This window comes from Corynebacterium pygosceleis (assembly GCF_016595275.2).
In the GTDB taxonomy this organism is placed as follows: domain Bacteria; phylum Actinomycetota; class Actinomycetes; order Mycobacteriales; family Mycobacteriaceae; genus Corynebacterium; species Corynebacterium pygosceleis.
This window is the reverse complement of record NZ_JAENIQ020000007.1, coordinates 46,062-66,870: the sequence shown is the minus strand read 5'-3', so window position 1 is coordinate 66,870 and position 20,809 is coordinate 46,062. Positions and strand designations below refer to the sequence as shown.

Here is a 20,809-nt window from a genome sequence, read left to right as displayed (position 1 = left end):
GGGCAGATCCTCCGGTGTGATGCGTGGCCCCGGCGCACTGGTCTGCAACTGAATGCGGTTGACCCCGTCGATGGTCTCCATCGCACGGACCGTTGACCTCAATGCCTGCGCCAACCACCGGGCCTGACCCCGGAACACGGTGAGCACATCATCCGCCGATCCCGTCGAACCATAAAGTACCTGTGCGTGCTGCTGCCCGAGATCAGCCAAACCGGGAGCCTGAGAATAACCGGATATATTTGTTTCGACGCCTAGTTCCCTTTGGGAATCTCTGACCCTGGACCACTGATTTTTCAAAGCCTCAACAATTTTCCCTGCTTGATCTGAATCAAACCTGATTTCCATGATTACCTCCGTTAAAGAAATAAAGAAAACTAATTTACGAGCCAAGAGAAGCCATCTGTTTCGACATATGCTTTGTCGAAATAGCCCACAGCTTCTTCACAGAGCCGTTCCCGGATCGACGGAGTCGGCCCAGCGACACTGAGCCCCAGCCTCCCCCTAGCTGTGTCGGCTCCGATCCAGCAGATATCTTCTTCCCCGGGTGAAAAAGTGTAGAAGTATGCGTTCGGGACGATAGATTCCGGAACTTCCCGAATAAATAGCCCGTTCTCTACCATGTACTCTTTGCTGACATTGTCTGAATCCATACCCAAAGCTCGAAAATTGTCGACCATTTCGATTAAATCAAGACTGCAGGTTATAGCCTTACCAAGTAAATTGTCATTCAAGCCGATAGCTGTTTTATTGGGATTTTCCCTGAATCCGATTTCATTGAGGGTTGTGGCCGACAGTTCCGTGCACGGGTCGGGAAGGTTCTTTCCCGCTTCCACCGGGTCGAAGACGATGGGACCGCCGTCGGCGTTGGACGTCGCCGAGGACAGATCCGGCACCTCCTCCACAGACGGCGTGCCGGATGTATCGGTCGGTGCTGTTTCCCGCCCGGCCGGCCCCGTGCCGGGTTCCGGTGCCTGACATGAGGCCAGCATCAGGCAGCTGCACGCGATGAGGAACGCGGTCGAGACCGTGGTTCTGGTCAACGGGTACCCGTCTTTCTTCTCCGGTTGCGCCGCCATGTGCGGCACCGTTCATCAGAATCAGACCGGGATTGCGGCCGACAGGTTCCATCAGGTGACGAATCGGGGGTGGAGCGGGGTCGTCCGACAGGAGCATCGGCCCCTACCGCCCGAAGCCGTGGATGTCACCTCGTTACGGGAAGATCAGCGCCTAGACCGCGTTGCGACACCCGGGCGAGCTCCGGGAATTTTCCGTTCCCCGCTCGTAGCGGGTCCGTGTGACTTCCGGACGGGGCGGAAGCTTTCGTCCGATACAGGGCCCGTGTGTTCCGCCGGTACCCGGACATCTGCGGTCCGTCATGCCGACGACAGCGATTTCCCGGGGTGGGCCCCACATTTTCCGGGCGACACGCCCCGAAACCCCACCAATAACACAAATAACACTGTTACCATCGGCCCCGTACGTAGTCTGTCGCACCCTTATGCATCATCTATCGGCAGCGACACCAGTGACACCTTCCGACACATGAGGCCGCCCCGGCGGCTCCGTTCCGACGGAGTGCCTGGCGGACACAATCGAATCTGCCCCCATCAAGGAGAACCAGAACGTGAAGCAGCGACGCCGCATCACCACGCAGTCCAGACGCCCGGCCCTCGCGGTCGTCCTGTCCGCCGCGCTCATCACCTCGGCCGTGGTCGGAGTTGGCGACCGGTCCATCACCCGAACCGACACGGTCGGTACGGACCCCGTCACCGCTGCGGTGGCCACCCAGAATTTCGCCACCGGCGAGACCGTGGTCGTCCCGGATGCCGCGATCATCAGCCAGGGCGAGGAAGCCACCGGGCCCAGGGCGGTGAAGGAGTTCACCCGGGACGAGGAGTTCTCCATGTTCGCCCTGACCTGGCACGGAGAGAAGGACATCGCGGCCTTCTTCCGGGCGAAACGCGCCGATGGTTCGTGGAGCCCCTGGTACGACGCGGAACCCGCCGGTGACGTGCAGGATCCGAACGGCACCAACGGAACGGAACTGATCTACGTCGAGCCGACACACACCATTCAGGTGTCGACGGGCAACATCGACCTCGTCCCGGATGACGGGGCCGGAGTCACCGGTACCGAGGTCGGGGTGGAGAGCGATCCCGGCACCACAGTCGACCCCGGCGCGACCGAACGGTCCACCGCTTTCACGGGTGTTCCGGCGATCGACGGCACCCCCATGAGTGAGATCACCTACTCCACGGATGCCGGTGAGATCGCACCTGTCGCGGAATCCGTCGATCCGGATGCCATCGACGCCGTGTTCGTCGACGGCCGGGCCTCCGAGGGGGCATCGGTCGATCTGGTGAGCGCGGAGGAGGACGCCCGCGGTATGCCGAAGGTGATCTCCCGGAAGGGCTGGGGTGCGGACGAGTCGAAACGCTGCGGAAAGGTCACCTACGACGACAAGGTCAGTGCGCTGACGATCCACCACACCGCAGGGTCGAACAACTACACCCCCAGCCAGGCCGCAGGCATCGTCCGGGGAATCTACCAGTACCACGCGCAGAATCTCGGCTGGTGCGATATCGGCTACCAGTCCCTGGTCGACAAGTTCGGCCGGATCTACGAGGGCCGCTACGGCGGCATGAACCATGCGGTGCAGGGCGCACACGCCGGCGGGTTCAACGAGAACACGTGGGCCATCTCGATGATCGGCGACTACTCGACCGTGACCCCGAGCGCGGAGACACTCGCCTCCGTCGGTGAGCTCGCCGGGTGGCGGGCGAAGGTCGCCGGTTTCGATCCCCTGGGAGAGGACACCCACTATTCCGAGGGCACGTCGTACACGAAGTACCCGTACGGGACGAGCGTGAGGCTGCCGAACATCTTCGCGCACCGTGATGTCGGGAACACCTCGTGTCCGGGTGATGCCGGGTACGCGCAGATGGGCACGATCAGGGCACTCGCCAACACGAAGTACCGGCTGCTGCTCAGTGGTGGGGACACCACCGACACCACGACCACCACCACGACCACACCCACCGAGAAACCGACCGAAAAGCCCACCGAAGAACCCACGACGACCACGACGACCACGACCAGCGAGCCTGCACCGGCACCGGGTGGTGACCCGGCGCCTGCGCCGGAGATGCGCCTGGGCAGCAGCGGGGGTCGACTGGATTCGATTCTGGGGGTCGCGGGATCTCTCCTGGCTGTCGCGGTGGCGTTCCTCGCCTCCCGCGAAGGAGGACAGCAGCGGATCGCGCAGATCGGCCGGACGCCGATCATCGCGGGACTGAAACTCTCCGATGTCCCGGCGCTCGTCGACAAGGCCGTGTCATTCAGCGGTGACACGAAGGTGAAGAACGCGTGGACACGTGTCACCGCCGTGGCCGGGCCTGTTCTCGGTTCACCTCGCGGTGGTACCCAGGTCGCGACCCCGGTCGGGGAGCGGAATTCACGGATCGAGGTGACACCGTTCGATGGCGGACTGGTCGTGGATTCCCCGGAGGCCGGTACGCACGCGATCTGGGGTGCGATCGGTGATGCGTGGGCCGCGCAGGGATTCGACGCCGGCCCGTTGGGGATGCCGGTGAATGAGGAGTACCGGGACGGCGATCTGATCCGCACCGATTTCCAGGGTGGCTGGATCACCTTCGACCCGGCGACGGGCGACGTTCAGATCCACGAGTCCTGATTCACGGATTCACGGGGAGGGGCCACCCGGCGGGTGGCCCCTCCCCGTGTCAGTTGTGCACGTGTTGACCGAGCATCTCCACGGCGACGGCACGCAGGAGTTCATCGACCGAGTAGGACCGCGCCCCGTCCTCGAGGAGGCGTTCCGCCTCCTCCGGGTCCCAGGGCATCGACCCGGGGAGGGTGTCACCCCGGTAGAGGGACCGGCCGTCCTCGCAGGCGGCCCTGTCCACCTGCCGTGCGATGACCTCGCCGACGATGATGCGGCGCAGCGACTGGACCGCGCGGATGATCTCCGCGTCGGGGACGCCTGAAGCGTGGGCGGTCGCGGCGAAGTCGCGGTAGAGCGCCCCGAAGACGATGGAGGTGTCCTCGCCGGAGATCACCATCTCCCTGGCGAAGGGGAAGTCGTCGAGCTGGTTGATGATCTCCACGGCGATCGCGACGAGTCTCTCCACCGTGTCAGCGGGGAGGTCGACCGGGGTGCGGGACTTCAGGGTGTGGAGGAATGCTTCCGCTATGAGTGTGTTCTTGCAGTCGAAGTGGTGGTAGAGCGCCATGGCGGTGACGCCGATCTCTTCCGCGACACCCCGCATGGAGAATCCCGCCGCGCCGTTGTCCCGGATCTGACGCGCGGCGATCTCGATGACCCGGTCGCGGGAGACCGTGAGCGGGCGACCGCGTCGGCCGCTCACGTTTCCACCTCTTGTGACGTTGGCATTGTTCACCGTTCCCTGTTCCGGTGGCTGCGGATCTCGCGGGACAGGGCCCGGGTCCACCCGCCACACCGTGGCTTCGTAGTGCTGATGACCGGAAGAAAAGCCCGCCCGATCGCCGGAGCACCCGGGGATGCCGGATGGTTGTCGTGGCCACTCCAGGTGGGACATTGTTCCGTCAGAGGTACTATCTGCCGACGTTCCCGTTTTGTTTCACGGTGCTACCGGTGGCCGGCGACGGTCAGAACCAGCGTTCCAGGACGGTGGCGAGCCCGTCGTCATCGTTGGTGAGGGTCGTTTCATCGGCGATGTCCCTGAGTTGCCGGACGGCATTGCCCATGGCGACCCCGGTTCCTGCCCACCGGAGCATTTCCGTGTCGTTGGGCATGTCACCGAAGCAGATCACCCGTTCTGCGGGGATTCCGAGGCTACGGGCGATGGCGCGGAGTCCCGAGGCCTTGGTGATGCCCGGCGCGGCGACCTCGAGGAGTCCACCGCTGACGGAGTAGGTCAGGTGTGCCGTGTCCGGTGGGATGTGGGGAACGAGGCGGCGGTGCATGTCCGCACTGTCGAGCTCCGCGTTCTGGAGGAGGAGTTTGATCGCGGGCCGGGAGAGGAGTTCCTCTTCCTCTTCTTCCCCGAAGTCGGCGGAGTGCCAGGCGTGCGCCCAGTCGGGGGCGACGATGAAGAGTTCGGACTGGGGGTTGAAGGCGCTGGTGCCGGCCCGTTCGATGGCGATGTTCACTCCGCCGGCGTCGGCGAGGACGGTGCGGGCGGTGTCGACGATGGCGCGCAGCTGGTCCGGGAGCAGCGGGTGCGTGTCGACGATGCGGTCGGTGGCACTGTCGTAGAGAACGGCTCCGTTCGCGCAGACGGCCATCGGTTGCACGGGCAGCTGTTCCAGGACGGGCAGCAGCCAGCGTGGTGGGCGGCCCGTCGCGAGGGCGAGGACTCCCCCTGAGTCCGTGAAGCGGCGGAGGCAGTCACGGGTGCGGCGGCTGACCCGTTCGGTACTGGTGATCAGGGTCCCGTCGATGTCACTTCCGACGAGCAGCGGGCGGGTCACCGACGTCCCCGGATGAGGTCGGCGAGTCCGGTGAGTGCGCGACGGAGCCGGGCCGGGAGTGCACGGCCGTGTCCGGTGATCTTCTCGAGGGCGACGTCTGCCCGCCGGTCGGCGCGGTGGGCGGCGCGGGCGGCTTTCCTGTCGGCGCGGGCCCGTTTCTTCTCCGCGGTGATCACGGCGGCCTCCTCGAGGGTGGGGGCGCTGCCGCCGAGGGATGCGGGCATCCAGGGAGCACCCTCGAAGGAGCCGTATTCCGCGGCGTAGTCCGCGCGGACACCGTCCAGGAGGTCGGCGACGGCGGAGCGGAGTCTCTCGGTGACCTCGGTGGGGTCGCCGGTGGCGGAGAGGGGTTCGCCGATGCGGATCCAGACCGGGATGTGCTTCCGTCCGAGGTTCCGGGGCACCCCTTTGCTGATGATGCGCTGCGATCCCCACATGGCGATGGGGATGAGGGGGACGTCGGCGGCGTCGGCGATGCGGGCGGCGCCGGTCTTGAACCGGTCCATCTCGAAGCTGCGGGAGATGGTGCCCTCGGGGAAGATGCCGACGAGTTCGCCGGCGCGGAGCCTGCGGACCGCTTCGTCGAGGGCTCCACGTCCGGCGGAACGGTCGACCCGGATGTGGCGCATGCGGTTCATGAACCAGCCGACGACGGGCACGTCGTAGATCTCGCGTTTCGCCATGAAGCGTACGAGCCTGCGGCCCCGGAAGTAGCCCGCGACACCGCCGAAGATGAAGTCGTAGTAGCCGGTGTGGTTGTAGGCGAGGAGTGCGCCGCCGTCGGTGGGGACGTGTTCGACCCCCTCGATGGTGATGGTGATGTCCTGGGCCCCCATCAGCGCGCGGACGGCGGCGACGATGCGGGAGTAGAACGGCTCGGTTGCCTCGGTCGGGTGGTCGGGTACCCGTTCGAGGTCCGCCGGATAGCGGAAGATGCCTTCCCGGATGAACTCACGCTGGGTCATTGGGGGTCCTGTCTGTGTTCGGCTGGCGGCGTCTCGACGCCCGTCCCGCCACGCCTGCGGGGTGCACCTGCTGCGGGACGGGACGGATGTTCTACTTGACGGGTTCGAGGATCTCGCGGCCCACGAAGGGCTGCAGTGCCTCGGGGACCCGGACGGATCCGTCGGCCAGCTGGTTGTTCTCGAGGATGGCGACGAGCCAGCGGGTGGTGGCGAGCGTGCCGTTCAGGGTGGCGCAGGGCTGGGTGCGGCCGTCGTCGTCCCGGTACCGGACCTTCAGGCGGCGGGCCTGGAAGGTGGTGCAGTTCGAGGTGGAGGTGAGTTCGCGGTAGGTGCCCTGGGTCGGGACCCACGCCTCGGTGTCGAACTTCCGTGCCGCAGAGCTTCCCAGGTCACCGCCGGCGACGTCGATGATGCGGTAGGGGACCTCGACGGCCGCGAGCATGTCGCGTTCCATCTGGAGGAGCTTCCGGTGTTCCTCGGTGGCGTCCTCCGGCTTGCACCAGCTGAACATCTCGACCTTGTCGAACTGGTGGACGCGGAGGATTCCGCGGGTGTCCTTGCCGTAGGAGCCCGCCTCACGGCGGAAACAGGAGGACCAGCCGGCGTAGCGCAGTGGCCCACCGGAGAGGTCGATGATCTCGTCGGCGTGGTAGCCGGCGAGTGCGACCTCACTGGTGCCCACGAGGTAGAGGTCGTCCTCCTCGAGGTGGTAGATCTCGTCGGCGTGACTGTCCAGGAACCCGGTGCCCTGCATCGTCTCGGGGCGGACGAGGACCGGCGGGACCATGAGGGTGAATCCGGCCGCGGTGGCGCGCTGCGCGGCGAGGGTGAGCATGCCGAGCTGGAGGAGCGCACCGTATCCGGTGAGGAAGTAGAAACGGGAACCGGAGACCTTGGTGCCCCGCTCGACGTCGAGGAGACCGAGGGACTCACCGAGTTCGAGGTGATCCTTCGGTTCGAAGTCGAAGCTCGGGGGCTCGCCGACGTGCTCGAGGACGATGAAATCGTCTTCACCGCCGGCGGGCGCACCCTCGACGATGTTGCCGATCCGCGCCTGGAGACGCTCGACGTCTTCGGCGGCCTGCCTCTGGGTCGCCTCGGCGTCCTTGACCCTGGCCTTGAGCTCATTGGAGCCGGCCAACAGCGCGGGCCGGTCCTCGGGCGCGGCCTGGCCGATCTTCTTCCCGAAGGCCTTCTGCTCGGAGCGCAGACTGTCGGCGGCGACGATCGCCTCCCGTCGGGTGGCGTCGGCGGCGATCAGCTGATCGACGAGCCCTGGATCCTCGCCGCGGGTGCGCTGGGAGGCACGGACCACGTCGGGGTTGTCGCGGAGGAATTTGAGATCAATCACGGATGCCAGCCTACCGAACCCTGCAGTACCACTGCCCGGATGGTGGGGCATCCCCCGGACTCCGGGAAACCCCGTCCGGTTATGACCACCGGGTATAGTCGTGTACATGGTGACCTCCCCGAAGTTTCCGGTGCTCCCCGCCCGACAACTCCCCGACGGGCCGAAACCGAAACACGCACAACTGCGGGAGATCCTCGAGGACATCTGCACCACCGAACTCCGACCGGGTGACATGCTCCCCGGTGAACGTGTCCTCGAGGACACGTTCGGGGTTTCCCGCATCACCGTCCGCCGCGCCATCGGGGACCTCGTCGCATCGGGCCGCCTGAAACGCGCGCGCGGTCGGGGAACCTTCGTCGCCCCCGCCCCACTCATCTCCCGCCTGCACCTGGCGTCCTTCTCCTCCGAGATGAGCGCCCAGGGACTCACCGCGACATCCGACGTCCTCCTCGCCGAGGCCGCGGCCACACCGCCGGTGGAGGTGGAGGCGTTCTTCCGGTCCGGCGATCACCCGCACACCCACCTCCGGCGGCTCCGTCTCGGCGACGGGCTCCCCTACGCCATCGACGACAGCTGGTACAACAACGTCCACGTCGCGGGAATCCTCGACCATGACGTCCACGCCTCCGTCTACGGCATCCTCGACGGGGAGTACGGGCTCCCCGTCACCGAGGCGGAACAGATAGCCACCGCCGTCAACGCCGATGCCGACACCGCCCGGGTCCTCGACGTCGAACCGGGCACGGCGCTCCTCAAGATCGTCCGCATGTCACTGTCCGGTGACCGTCCCGTGGAATGGTGCTCCTCGCTCTACCGCACCGACCGCTACACCCTGAAGACACACGTCGAACGCGCCACGGAACAGCCCACCGACTGAGTACACCGCCGCCACATCCTCTCCCCTCCCGTTCCACGCCCGGGGGCGGGGGTGTGCACCCGGGCGACACACCCGGCATGATGGAGGAACCATGACAGCAACCAGATCCTGGCGCTCAGCCACTGCGGTGCAGGCGGGACTCATCGCGATGCTCGTCGCCGCCGTCGGCGTCGGGTCCTACAGCCACGTCGCCGCCGAATCCCCCACCCCCACCGACGCGGACACCGGAACGGTGACCACCGGGGCGTCGACCGGCACCGGGGAGACGACCACCACCAAACCGGAGGCCGCCCCCTTCACCACGGCGGACATCGGTGACTGCCTCACCTGGAACGTCGCCGACGACGGGACCATCTCCGACTTCGAGAAGGCGGACTGCGCCGCAGACCACCGTTTCGAGGTCTCCGCCCGGGAGGATCTGGGCACCTACCCGTCCAGCGAGTTCGGCCCCTCGGCCCCCGCGCCGAACCTCACCCGGCAGGCGCAACTCCGTGAGGAACTCTGCAAGACCCCCACCATCGACTACCTCGGTGGCCGCTACACACCACACGGCCGGTACTCCATCGCCCCGATCCTCCCCCCGGCGAGCGCGTGGGAGGCCGGTGACCGCACCATGCTCTGCGGCGTACAGGTCACCGATGACGACGGCAGGACCATGACGACCCGGGGGCGTGCGGCCGAACAGGACCAGTCCCGGATCTTCCAGCCCGGCGAGTGCGTCAGCATCGACGCCGCCGGAGCGCCCCGCGCCGTGGACTGCGCGGAACCGCACCAGCTGGAGATCACCGCCGTCATCGACCTCAAGCCCATCTTCCCCGAGATCACACCGACGGTCGCGGACCAGGACGCCTTCCTCAAGGACGCCTGCACCCAGGCCGCACGCGACCATCTCGGCGGGGACGACCCCTTCTACTACTCGACCCTGGACTCCTTCTGGACGGCCATCGACGCCAACGCCTGGACCGGCGGCTCCAACACCGTGAACTGTGCCCTGTTCAAGGCGAACGCCGAAGGTGGTTTCGCCACCCTCGAGGGCGCCGCCACCGGCCCGTTCGTGATCGACGGCGTGCCACCTGAGCCCCAACCGGAACGCGACCCCATCCGCCAGTAGAGTTCACCGCACGCGACGAGGCCGACAATAACGAGGACGACAGGACCGTGATCGACGTTTCCGACGAACGCTTCAACGAGCTCGTGGACATGGGGTTCGAACGTATCCCGGATGTGTTCCTGGACAACCTCAGGAACGTCGCCATCCTCATCGAGGACTACAACCCCGACTCGAACACCATCCTCGGGCTCTACAACGGGGTACCCCTACCGGAACGGCTGGCCAACCACACCGGACTCCCCTCCTCGATCACGATCTACAAGGAGGCGCTGCTCGACCACTGCACCAGCGAGGAGGACCTGATCGAACAGGTCCGCATCACCGTCGGCCACGAGATAGGGCACCACTTCGGGCTCGACGACGATGAACTGCACGAGCTGGGGTGGGGGTGAAGCGTCCCGATGTCATCCTAGGTGACAGGACCAGCACGAATTTGCAGTAAGTCCATATCAATGCCACAAGCCATCATCGCATCAAGGCTCGAAGCCAACAAATTAATCCTACAATCGAATTCAAACACCAAGAAGGTGCCACCGTTGCTACACCCTGCCGATTGGCTCAATTCGATAACACACGAATCTCGCATCTTGGTCGCAGGACTTCCCGGCGCAGGAAAGACCACAATATCGAAGGCACTATCAACGTCCACCAACATAGTTTACGTTGAACTCGACGCGCTCTACTACCTGCCCGGATGGAAGCGATCGACCAAATTGAGCATGAGCGCATCCTCGGCACTAACTACACAAAGCTGGATAACGGATTTCCAACACTGGGAAATTTTGAAGCCGTCTTTTTCAAGAGCTACCCATTTACTCTATATCGACCTACCCAGCAGGGACCGCCTCCAGGCACTCCTAAAACGAACACTGGAACGCCGCAGAAAAAACGAAGAAATCTGGACCGGAGTGTACGAACGATCATTCGCGCACGCCCTTCTCTCACCACGGTCAACGTTGTGGTGGAGCATAAGAAACACGGCTAAATATCGGAAAGCAGTAGCGGAAACCCGGAAAAATATCCGCCCGATATACACGGAGATAAACTCCCTTGATCAACGGGACACATTCTTAACTTCCATACGAGGCAACGCAAACATCGTAGACCGCGGCGAAACGACCCAAAAGCAGTAGCCAAGAGATAATCTATAACCCGGACAAGCCAAGCAAGTCGCCCCCTGGGGCGAAAGTGAAATCCAACCTCGACAAGCCATCAACCACTGGCGACACCCCGCAACAAAACCCACCCACCCCCGTCGAGTTACAACGTGCACCATTCCACAAGTCACCACCCCAAAAAGATATGATTAAATATCATAACGGACACTCACGCCCACTGGTTACCTTTACAAAATCAACTGACATCGGTACACTCAATACACCTGCAACAATGAACCTCTAGGAGACTCCATGAACGTCAACTACATTATCGACAACACCGAGATGCTCGGCACCTGCAGTTTCGCAGACACCGAACACACGATTGAGTTCTAGGACTCGGCCCGACCCGTGGCCCCCGACGCCCCCAGCCGATACGGGGGTAGGGGTCATCGGCGTGGCCCTAGCTCCTTCAACCGTCAGATTCTGGAGCATCCACGACGGGGTTGGCGCCACAGTACGTCTAGCCCCAAAAGACGAGATCGACACAGCACGAAAAATCATGTCGGCTGTGCCTCACCTCCCCCCCCCTCTCTCCCGATACCCTTGGGAAAAAATCCTCACTCCCACATACATCGTCAAGCAAGAACAGACACCCCAGGGGAACGGTCCAACGCTCCACGCACCGACCTTCTCAATTGAGCTCGACGACGTACGAGCCGACCAGGTCGAAGTCGAGATGCTCAGAGCCCTGTCAGTCCTCCAGCCTGCACAACGCAGGGAGGCGTTCATCGGCTTAGTAGTCGGACGCCTCGAAATTCTCTACGAAGCGCCTTGGGGGCTGAACACCGCACAACCATGTCAGCTCGAGAATCCTCCGATCTTTCAAGCGAACACTTCCAGCGAAATAGGCCCTCTGGCAGCTGCGGCGAACTACCAAGAACATCTCCTGGAACTGTGTGGCGATCGCAGGTATCTCGGCGTCGCTCCTGTGACAGTCGCATCGGATGGAACATTCTCCCCTTACATCGTTGCTTCAGCATTGGATCAGACTCGAGAACTGGCCAAGATAAAAGCGGTCAGTGAAGCTGCAGAGCGGTCATCCCTCTATCCGAGCACGCTCGAACTCGCGCGCATGGAGGAATGCCCTCGCGCCAGACTGCAGCTTGGGTCTAGCTATGAAGACTATTACCATTTCACCGCCGACCAGATTCAAAGAGATCCCATGAAACGAAATGGCGATCCTAAAGACGACGTTCGGACCATTTTCACGGAAGACACCACCGGACCCATATTTCGCATATGCGATGAAGTACTTTTCCCAAGAGCCCGATTCCAGAGAGGCCGTAGGAGCCTTGTTAATTCTTCCGGAACTGCTGCCCATTTTACCTTTCGAGCCGCTTTTGAAGCCGCCACACGGGAACTTATTGAACGCCACTTCTTCATGAAGTGGTGGACCACCGGAATGGTGACGGGCGAGCTAATAAAATACGACCAGATCCCCTGCAAAACGGCTACCCGGGATAATCCCGAATTAATATTTCTCAATATCGGGAAAATCCGATCATGTAACGAAAGTATCATACTCTCTATCGCTTGGGACACAAACGGACTTGCGGCAGGATTGGCGTCTGGCAAAATCGACTCTCCAGAAGCCGATGAAACCTCCGCATTCCATATAGCACAAGAAGAAGCACTGTTAGGAATAAAGAGAATACCTCTAGACTACGATTTTTCACGCCCCCCAGAAACAGTCCGATCCTCACTCGATCATGCACGTTTTTGGAGAAATGCAGGACCCCGCAGGGTGGAGGAGATACTGAGAATCGTCGACGTTTCGTGCCGTACCCCGCCAAGCATCGAAAAGGCCAACCCGATCGCCGTGAACATACCTGGAGTACGGTCCAATCGCGTCTGCGTGCGGGCGATAGATATGAGCCTAATACCTTGTACATTTGGATATGATAATGCTACATTAGGACACTCTGAGATATTCGGCCAATATTCTCACGAGTCTATGTATGATGACCGAGATATCCTACTTCCCCATATACTGGGATAGGTCAAATTAAATGAATAGGTCGAAATACTTCTACCGGAACACTCATGACGAGGCTAATCGCCTCAATAGCTTAGCGACAATGTACGACCCTATATCCATCCGTCTAGTTTCTAATCTTCCTGACATAAAATGGGGACACTCAATACTCGATCTTGGGGCGGCCACCTGCTCCCTGAGAGACCCTCTGACTGATCTTGGATTAGCCTATTATGGTGTCGACATTCACTTTCCAAAGAAATCTCAATTCATCACCGGAGAAATACGGCGCCACGCGATAGCCGATGTGGAGAATTTACCAATAAAGTCTGGGACATTCCATATCATTCATGCACGACTCACACTTTCACACTGCCGTGACATCAGCAATGCAATATCGGAGATACGCAGAGCAATTCGCCAGGACGGCCACCTCATCGTTATCGAACTCAGCCACACAAGTAGAGAACCCTACTCAAAGGCTTTTGATGCGTATCGGCAGGTAATGAAGACTGTTGTTCAGGATACAAGCCCCTACTCACAGTTCAACGAACCAGTCTTTAAATTACTAAAACGGGATAAACTCTCTAGCTTTCGACAGGTACACCATCAGATCATCCCCCAGATTTCTACCTGTGCCGAAGATCCAGTCCGGTCAATTCATCGGATCCAGATATCTGACTTGACCCTTAAGGGCCTACTGGATCCGAAGACGGGTCGGCGCGCACTAAAAGATATATCCAGGAACGATCCCCTGATATCTTCATCGCTAGAAATCGGGGTATATTCACCTACCTAATCTATGGCTGCATTTCCATGGCTCCCACATCAACTAATTCAATAAGTAATACCCGTCAATGGGCAGATCGACCCCACCCTCTTGCATGTTACGGCGATTCACGTTCTTTCAACCAGTGACCGCAAGTAAATAAGTCGTCAAGCAGGTCAGCGTGTTTAAAATCAACACGGCAAATAATGACACCGCAGCAGAGTTGATATATAATCTTCTTATCCCCATTTTATTTTGCGTTTCAAGAAGTCTATCTAGGCGAAAGGCACGGATACATCCACCTCAAGAATAAAATTTCACTCAATCTATGGAGGCTCAAGTGGAGTACAATGATCCACGACATATCGAACCGCCAAAAGTAGTTCCGCCGGAATCAAAGATCATTTCCGCGATAATACTGATTGTAACGGCAGCATTTTTATATACCCCACTAAAACAGGGCTTTTACGGACTCCCCCCTTTGGTTCGGATTTTCGTCATCGCGTTGGCGGGGATCGTGATGTTTATTTTTATTCGCGGCGGGGACATAATCCAAGGTCTTTATTTCTCGTTTAAAAATCAGGAAACAACAAAAATAATCGACGCCTGGAAACGCTTCAAAAAGGAATGCTCAGATACGTTTTTTGAATCAAAAAATCGCTATTCTCTGCTAGAACCAGAGGCCTGGCTAGGAACCGCAATAATTGCCGCGATTTGTTCTGGAATTATTTTATTCATTACCGCACAAGAAAGGGGGCAGGATGGTATACTTTTCGGTCGAATCGCCGGCGGCCTGATCGGTGGTGGTGGCGTGATGATGTCTGTTTTGGTCGGACAACGCAGCAATCAAGCACGTATTTCTAATGAAAATCGGCGACACAATGAACATATCAAACAGGCACAACGAAGCGCCGAGATAGATAACTTTTTCCGTTACAGAATCGACTTGTCAAAACAATTGTCAACGGCAATAGAAGCCTTGGGGTCACGTTCTATACAGGTTCGATGTGCTGCAATCTATCAACTGGCTCAACAAATAGATAGTTGGTACAATTTAATCAATTCAGAAATTAATTTTTTGAAGAAAGAACCGACACCAGATTATCGTGGAGTAACGCCACAAGATCTGGAATACGAAAGCCGCCAGATTCGACAAGAGTTACTGAATATTATGCTGGAAACCTCACGGCCGGATAACCGACCCTCGGGCAGAAAACGGAAACTTTTGAATAAACTCAACAGGCCGACGGAAGAATGTGGATTAGGCCGATCGACGGCAGTCGAGGAGTCAGCCGCCATCTCCTCGGCGAGGGCGACCGTTTTGAGAAATCGGTTTGAATCGAACAGAAGTTCGGAATGTCACAGCGCGTCCGGCCCAGACGACGGAAGAATTAGACTCTCAAGTCTCGAGTCAAGACTCTCAAGTCTCGAGTCATTGTCTCTTGATAATTCTCGCCTCTTGAAAGCAAACCTTGCTTGTGTGATTTTCCCCGCTTCTACAAAGCTTCAGCACATTAACTGGAGAGGTTCTTTCCTAGCACTAGCAGTTCTAAAGAACGTCAGGATGGCCGACTGTAGGCTTCAAGATACAAAAATCCACGGCACTGATTTTACGGGATCGGATCTGCGTGGAGGTAAATTTGATAATTCAGACGGCTCAAGTTATCCCGTGGAGGGTACTGAAACAGGGAGCGCAATTTTCCGTAAGTGCTGCCTAGCGAACACCTCTTTTAAGGACAGTAGCCTCATAGGCTGCTGTTTCGATGAAGCCAAAATGGAAAAAGCCGATTTTTCCGACTCCGACCTTACGGATGCAAGTTTTCGGATTACCTACGAAGAAGGAGAAGACTCATCCGCATACCTTGCGGGAACGAATTTCACGAATGCAACCTTGAATAACGTCGATTTTCGGGGTGTAGATTTGTCGAAGGCAATCATGCGCAAATCCGACTTTTTGGCCGCCCGGACTGACAATGCTACACGCCCCCCAGCATCGTTCTTATAACCGGCGCGAAATTAAGTAACCCTCACCCTAGTTTTTAGGTTCTCCGAAGAGTGCGGATTTCCTAGTAACACGGTGGGAAGCTTCCTTGGTTTTTCGCGATCAAGTAGATCTTGTAGTCTGCTGGATGATGGAGAGGTTCATCTTTCCGAAATTCGTTTATTTTTAGGCTACAAGTTCCCGAGTAATTCTCAACCTAAGGCGTGATCCACCTCGTGACCACCGTGTCCCATTCCACCCCAACCCACCACGACGCCGTCCTCACCGCGAACCGGTTGACCAGGGTGTTCGGCACCGGTGACGCGCGGGTCACCGCACTCGATGACGTATCGGTGTCCATTCCCCGGGGGCGCTGGACAACTCTCATGGGCCCCTCCGGGTCCGGAAAGACAACCCTCCTGCACTGTCTCTCCGGACTGTCGGTGCCCGACTCCGGAACCGTGACACTCCACGGCACGGGTACGGGGAACCGACGGGAGCGCAACACCGCCCTGAGCTCACTGTCCGAGAATCAACGGGCGAAACTCCGGCGCACCCGGATCGGTGTGATCTTTCAGGAATTCAACCTCGTCCCCGTGCTCACGGTGCGCGACAACATCCGGTTACCGCTGCGCCTGGCGCATTCCCGCATAGACCAAGCCTGGTACGACGAAATCACCGGACGTCTCGGACTCGTCGGACGCCTGAAGCACCTCCCGCATCAATTGTCCGGGGGACAGCGCCAGCGTGTCGCCATCGCCCGGGCCCTGCTCGCCCGCCCGGACATCATCTTCGCCGATGAACCGACCGGGTCCCTCGACTCGGAGGCCGGCTCCGAGGTGCTCTCCCTGTTCCGTCAACTGGTCGACGAGTTCGGCCAGACACTCACCGTGGTGACCCACGACCCGGCAGCCGCTGAGTGCGGTGACCATCTGATCACCATGCGCGACGGACGCGTCACCGGTTCCCACGGCACCCGGCGCCCGGCGTCGTCCGGCCGCCCCCGGCACTCCGCAGACGGAGGTGCCCACGCGTGATCCGCCTCGCCGTCGCGCAGCTCCGCCACCGCGGACTGCGCTATCTCTCACTGTTCTTCTCCATCTTCGCAGCCGTCGCGCTCACGGTGGCGACCGCGGCGATCACCACGACGCTGCAGCGGACGGTCGGGGAGATCTTCGACCGTCCCTACACGAACACGGATGTCGTCGTCACCCTCCGGAACTCCGACGGGGACAACGATCCACTGGCGGCCATCCGCGCCGTTCCCGGCGTCACCGATGCGGTGTTCGACCGGACCTTCCGGGGTGCGGTCGCCGACACCGGCTCGGTGTACCGCTCCACCTACGTCCAGTCCGTCACCGACGGCCCCCTGCGGTGGCGCACCCTCACCGAGGGCAGTTTCCCGACCTCGGACGACGAGGTGATCGCCACCGGTGACGATCACCTGATCGGGCAGGAACTCTTCCTCGAGGCACCGGGGATCCAGGACCCGGCCCGGGTGAGGATCGTGGGACGGGCGGAGAGATCCGCCCAGGAACAGCTCATCGGCTCCGAATCAATCCTCGCCACACCGACCGCCGTCGACACCTGGGCCGGTGGTTCCCGTGTCGGGGAGATCCGCGTTGCTGCGGCACCCGGCACCACGCCGACCGCCCTCGCACAGGCGATTCGTGAAGCTCTCCCCGCATCAACGACCGACGTCACGACAGCCGCGGCACACACCGCCGAGCTCTCCGACCGGTACCTGTCCCAACGCGACCGCTACTTCCTGCTGCTCGCGGTGTTCATCGCAGTGGTCGCCGCCGTAGCCGGACTCGTCATCTTCTCCGCTTTCTCCGTGCTCACCGGCCAACGGCAACGCGAATTCGCACTTCTCCGGTCCACCGGAGCCTCCACCGCACAGATCCTTCTCTCCGTCATCGTGGAGGCCACGATCCTCGCGACCCTGGCGGGGGCACTCGGTGCGCCCTCCGGACTTCTGCTCGCCCGCACCGCAGGTGAACACGCCGACGCGCTCGGTGTCCGGGTGCCGCTCGCGGAGGTGACACTGCCCGGAACCTGGATGGTGTCCATCGTGGCTCTAGGGGTGATGACCGCCGTCCTCGCCGCGCTTCCTGCGGGCAGGTCGGCCGTCCGGCGCCCCGTCACTCAGTCACTCGCCGCACAGGCAGTGAGCCAGCAGGGTGCCCTCCGACGCGTATCCCTTCTTCTCCTCGGCTCGGCCACGACCATCGCCGGTTTCGCCGCCGCGACCGTGGTCCCCGGACTGACGGCGAAACGGGCGGTGATCGGTTCCGTGGGATCCGCCGGCCTCATCGCGCTCGGAACACTCATCGTGCTGGCGGTGGTACTACCGGCACTGGTGAACCGGCTGTCCCGCGTCATGGGGGCACTCCCCGTTCCGACGCTCCAGCTGGGTGCGGCCTTCGTCGGACGACAGGTCCAACGCTCAGGGGCGATCGTGGCGATCATCTTCGCCGGGGTCACCCTCGTCTCCGCCGTATTCCACGGTCAGGACATCATCCGGACCCACCTCACCGAAGGCGCCCACGGAACCGGAGACATCGACGTGACGGTGACGGCACTCGACGAATCGGTCCCTGACGGTCTCGTTGCCTCGATCAGAAACACCGACGGTGTCACCGCGGCGATCGCACCGGCCGCTGCCCGGGTGGTCAACCCCTGGGGTACCGCGGAGAACGTCCTCGCCCTCGACCAGACCGCAGGGGAACAACTGCTCCGAGGCGGAACGGGCGCCGCTCCCGGAGAGATCATCGTCGGTGACCATTCAGCGATCCGTGATCGCGTGAAGGAAGGGCACCAGGTCCAACTGACCATATTCGACGAATCGGTCACCGCCACGGTCCGGTACGGGTCCGGACGAACCACCTTCATCGCACCTGAGCTCGTCGACGCGGCCCGCACCCGTTCACTGGAGGACAAGGGCGTACCGGTGGATACCGCACCGCCGCTCCCCCGCCCGGCGATACTGGTCCGGATCGACGGTCCGGCAAACCAGCCGGCAGACGGCTCCGTACCCACCGCCGTCACCGCGACCATCGCCCAGACCGGGGCGCGGGTATCGGTAGCGGAGAGCTTCTCCGCCCGCCGGGAGATCGCCGCGACAGCTGACCGCATACTGACCATGTCGACACTGATGACACTCGTCGCCACGTTGATCGCGGGCGTGGGGGTCGCCAACACCGTGACTCTCGCGGTCCGGGAACGAAAACGCGACAGGGAACTCCTGGGAGCTCTCGGTATGACCCGTGGCGGACAGATCATCATGCCACTGACAGAAATCACCGTTCTCTCAGTCCCCACGGCATTCATCGCAGCCACCACCGGCGGGGCACTCGGTTTGTGGATCGGAACAACCGTCACCTCACGGGCTGACGGCACGTGGCCACTACTCCGGCCCGACACCGGCACAATCCTCGAGATCTGCCTCGCAGCGCTCCTCGTGACATGTGTGTTCACGCTCACAGCACTCCCCCGCCACAGGCGCTCCCCATGACGCGGTGGCGCCAACTCAAATGGTGGTCTGGAATTCGCGTCTTCCCCGGATCACCACCCCGGGCGACGCGCCGAAAACGAACCACCAGCGTCCCGATGACCGCCACGCCCCACACAGGGTCAAACACATCAAACGAATAGGATGAACACGGCGAGCACTGTAGAATTAAGTCTAATTCAAACCAATATCAGCAGTTTTGATTCCACTTAGTTTCTCAACGGGACCATCAGTGCTTCCAGCAGTCGCCGGGCACCTGGCCCCGCGTGAACCATCGCGCCCCCGGGACATCGACAAACCCCCTCTGAACGGAAAGCCCTGATCTGGATGCACATTCTACTCATCACCCAGTATTGGGAGCCGGAACAGGGAGTTGTACAGCGTCGCTGGCAGTGGATCAATAGAGCCCTCGTGAAAGCCGGGCATGAACTCACCGTCATCTGTCCACCACCACATTATCCGAGTGGAGTCCTGACCTCGAGCGCTCCCGAACACCAGAGTGGCGCGGTCGATCGCTCGACGCCCGGAGTGAACGTCTACCGGACCTCATTCCGCGAGCATGATTCTTCACTGATCAGCAGGATCAAGGACCAGTGGGTGATCATGGTCTCGCAACTCACAACATGCCGTACAGCCGTGCGGGACGCCCGCCGGAATGGCGCGCGGATAGACGTCGTATGTTGCACGGTGCCCGCATTACCCTCGGCGCCCGTAGCCTACGTCCTCTCCAGGGCACTCAGAATCCCACTGGTGGTCGAGCTTCGGGACGCGTGGCCTGAGATACTGGAATATCTGGATGAATGGAAGGACCCGCAACCACGAGAACTTTCAATCATGCGCAAGGTAAAAATAGCGACCTTCCATATGATTCTTTTGACCGCAGGCAGAGCGCTGGGTCACATACTCCGTAGAGCCGACACCATCATCACCACCACGGAATCTCTGGCGGCGATGAAGCGTACCACCGCAACCGGCCATGTCGTGACCGTCCGGAACCGACCCGACACCAGAATCCCCGACTGCTCAACCGAACCGACGCCTTCCGGCCCTCTGAAAGTACTTTATGCCGGAACGGTGGGAAGGGCACAGGGGCTTGAGAACGCCATCGAGGCCCTCAGAATCGCCCGCGAAAAGGGAACATCGTTGGAACTCCGAATCGCCGGCGGTGGTGCCCACCTGAAGAGAATTAAGGAGATGGCCCAACAGCATTCCCTACCGGTGGACTTCCTGGGACGGATACCGTTCGAAGAGGTTTCAGAGCAGTACCGGTGGTGCGACACCGCCCTGGTACACCTGCAGTCCTGGGCCCCCATGAGTGCGACCATCCCATCCAAGTTGTTCGAGGCGATGAAGGCCGAGAAACACATCACCGCAGCAGTTGCGGGAGAAGCCGCCCGGATAGTCTCTGAAGCGCAAGTCGGCCACGTAGTGACACCGATGGATCCGGAAGCGTTAGCCATGCTCTGGACAAAACTCTCCCGGAATCGGGATCTCCTGAGGACTTCAGGCAATGGAACGGCCTGGCTCGAGAACGAGCACACCAGAGAATCTTCGGAACAAGACTGGATCACCGCACTCGAGAGAACATTGAGATGTTGACGCCCCACACAACGCACCTAATCCAGAGCCTC

18 protein-coding genes are annotated in these 20,809 nt (G+C 60.9%); 11 read left to right on the top strand and 7 right to left on the bottom strand.

What is annotated here, in order from left to right:
* Positions 1-210 (bottom strand): hypothetical protein (locus JIM94_RS11225; protein WP_248703019.1); only part of this gene is annotated, 210 nt, incomplete at its 3' end.
* A gap of 164 nt (positions 211-374) precedes the next feature.
* Positions 375-1,076, bottom strand: a complete 702-nt coding sequence (locus JIM94_RS11220) for a DUF3558 family protein (RefSeq protein WP_200253224.1) — start codon at positions 1,074-1,076, stop codon at positions 375-377.
* A gap of 548 nt (positions 1,077-1,624) precedes the next feature.
* Here JIM94_RS11220 and JIM94_RS11215 point away from each other — a divergent pair.
* A complete protein-coding gene (locus JIM94_RS11215) occupies positions 1,625-3,694 on the top strand; it encodes an N-acetylmuramoyl-L-alanine amidase (RefSeq protein WP_200253225.1) in 2,070 nt (689 codons plus the stop codon).
* Positions 3,695-3,743: 49 nt separating this feature from the next.
* On the opposite strand, the gene JIM94_RS11210 is transcribed toward JIM94_RS11215, so the two are convergent.
* From JIM94_RS11210 to serS, 4 genes are all read right to left on the bottom strand, one after another.
* Positions 3,744-4,388, bottom strand: coding sequence for a TetR family transcriptional regulator (locus tag JIM94_RS11210; RefSeq protein WP_200253227.1), 645 nt, complete (start codon positions 4,386-4,388; stop codon positions 3,744-3,746).
* 262 nt (positions 4,389-4,650) lie between these two features.
* Entirely contained in the window at positions 4,651-5,475 is an 825-nt protein-coding gene (locus JIM94_RS11205; RefSeq protein ID WP_200253229.1) for a Cof-type HAD-IIB family hydrolase, read from the bottom strand.
* Positions 5,472-6,440 carry a lysophospholipid acyltransferase family protein gene (locus JIM94_RS11200; RefSeq protein ID WP_200253231.1) on the bottom strand — a complete coding sequence of 323 codons (969 nt, stop codon included), beginning with the start codon at positions 6,438-6,440 and terminating at the stop codon, positions 5,472-5,474. Before JIM94_RS11200 ends, JIM94_RS11205 begins: the two co-directional genes overlap by 4 nt.
* A gap of 91 nt (positions 6,441-6,531) precedes the next feature.
* Positions 6,532-7,791, bottom strand: coding sequence for a serine--tRNA ligase (gene serS, locus JIM94_RS11195; protein WP_200253233.1), 1,260 nt, complete (start codon positions 7,789-7,791; stop codon positions 6,532-6,534).
* Positions 7,792-7,897: 106 nt separating this feature from the next.
* Between serS and JIM94_RS11190 the strand changes: the two genes are divergently transcribed.
* The 3 genes from JIM94_RS11190 to JIM94_RS11180 all read left to right on the top strand — a co-directional run bounded on the left by JIM94_RS11190 (position 7,898) and on the right by JIM94_RS11180 (position 10,171).
* The gene (locus tag JIM94_RS11190; RefSeq protein ID WP_200253236.1) at positions 7,898-8,668 is read left to right on the top strand and encodes a GntR family transcriptional regulator; all 771 of its coding nucleotides are present in this window, start codon (positions 7,898-7,900) and stop codon (positions 8,666-8,668) included.
* A gap of 91 nt (positions 8,669-8,759) precedes the next feature.
* The gene (locus tag JIM94_RS11185) at positions 8,760-9,779 is read left to right on the top strand and encodes a septum formation family protein (protein ID WP_200253237.1); all 1,020 of its coding nucleotides are present in this window, start codon (positions 8,760-8,762) and stop codon (positions 9,777-9,779) included.
* A gap of 47 nt (positions 9,780-9,826) precedes the next feature.
* Positions 9,827-10,171 (top strand): metallopeptidase family protein, encoded by a 345-nt coding sequence (locus JIM94_RS11180; protein WP_200253239.1) that lies wholly within the window; start codon positions 9,827-9,829, stop codon positions 10,169-10,171.
* A 17-nt stretch (positions 10,172-10,188) separates the two neighbouring features.
* Here the strand turns inward: JIM94_RS11180 and JIM94_RS11175 are convergent, their stop codons facing one another.
* Positions 10,189-10,428: a hypothetical protein gene (locus tag JIM94_RS11175; RefSeq protein ID WP_200253241.1), complete on the bottom strand. Its 240-nt coding sequence runs from the start codon at positions 10,426-10,428 to the stop codon at positions 10,189-10,191.
* Between the two features lie 45 nt (positions 10,429-10,473).
* Between JIM94_RS11175 and JIM94_RS11170 the strand changes: the two genes are divergently transcribed.
* From JIM94_RS11170 to JIM94_RS11145, 7 genes are all read left to right on the top strand, one after another.
* Positions 10,474-10,764: a hypothetical protein gene (locus JIM94_RS11170; RefSeq protein WP_200253243.1), complete on the top strand. Its 291-nt coding sequence runs from the start codon at positions 10,474-10,476 to the stop codon at positions 10,762-10,764.
* Between the two features lie 569 nt (positions 10,765-11,333).
* Positions 11,334-12,938, top strand: coding sequence for a YcaO-like family protein (locus JIM94_RS11165; protein WP_200253245.1), 1,605 nt, complete (start codon positions 11,334-11,336; stop codon positions 12,936-12,938).
* A 10-nt stretch (positions 12,939-12,948) separates the two neighbouring features.
* Positions 12,949-13,713, top strand: coding sequence for a class I SAM-dependent methyltransferase (locus JIM94_RS11485; RefSeq protein WP_418904449.1), 765 nt, complete (start codon positions 12,949-12,951; stop codon positions 13,711-13,713).
* 310 nt (positions 13,714-14,023) lie between these two features.
* On the top strand, positions 14,024-15,688 hold the full coding sequence (locus tag JIM94_RS11435; protein ID WP_200253249.1) for a pentapeptide repeat-containing protein: 1,665 nt from the start codon (positions 14,024-14,026) through the stop codon (positions 15,686-15,688).
* Between the two features lie 212 nt (positions 15,689-15,900).
* Complete coding sequence (locus JIM94_RS11155; RefSeq protein WP_248703018.1) at positions 15,901-16,701, top strand: ABC transporter ATP-binding protein; 801 nt, start codon at positions 15,901-15,903, stop codon at positions 16,699-16,701.
* On the top strand, positions 16,698-19,181 hold the full coding sequence (locus JIM94_RS11150) for an FtsX-like permease family protein (protein ID WP_200253251.1): 2,484 nt from the start codon (positions 16,698-16,700) through the stop codon (positions 19,179-19,181). The genes JIM94_RS11155 and JIM94_RS11150 overlap by 4 nt, the downstream gene beginning before the upstream one ends.
* A 324-nt stretch (positions 19,182-19,505) precedes the next feature.
* The gene (locus JIM94_RS11145) at positions 19,506-20,777 is read left to right on the top strand and encodes a glycosyltransferase family 4 protein (RefSeq protein ID WP_200253253.1); all 1,272 of its coding nucleotides are present in this window, start codon (positions 19,506-19,508) and stop codon (positions 20,775-20,777) included.
* Positions 20,778-20,809 lie beyond the last annotated feature (32 nt).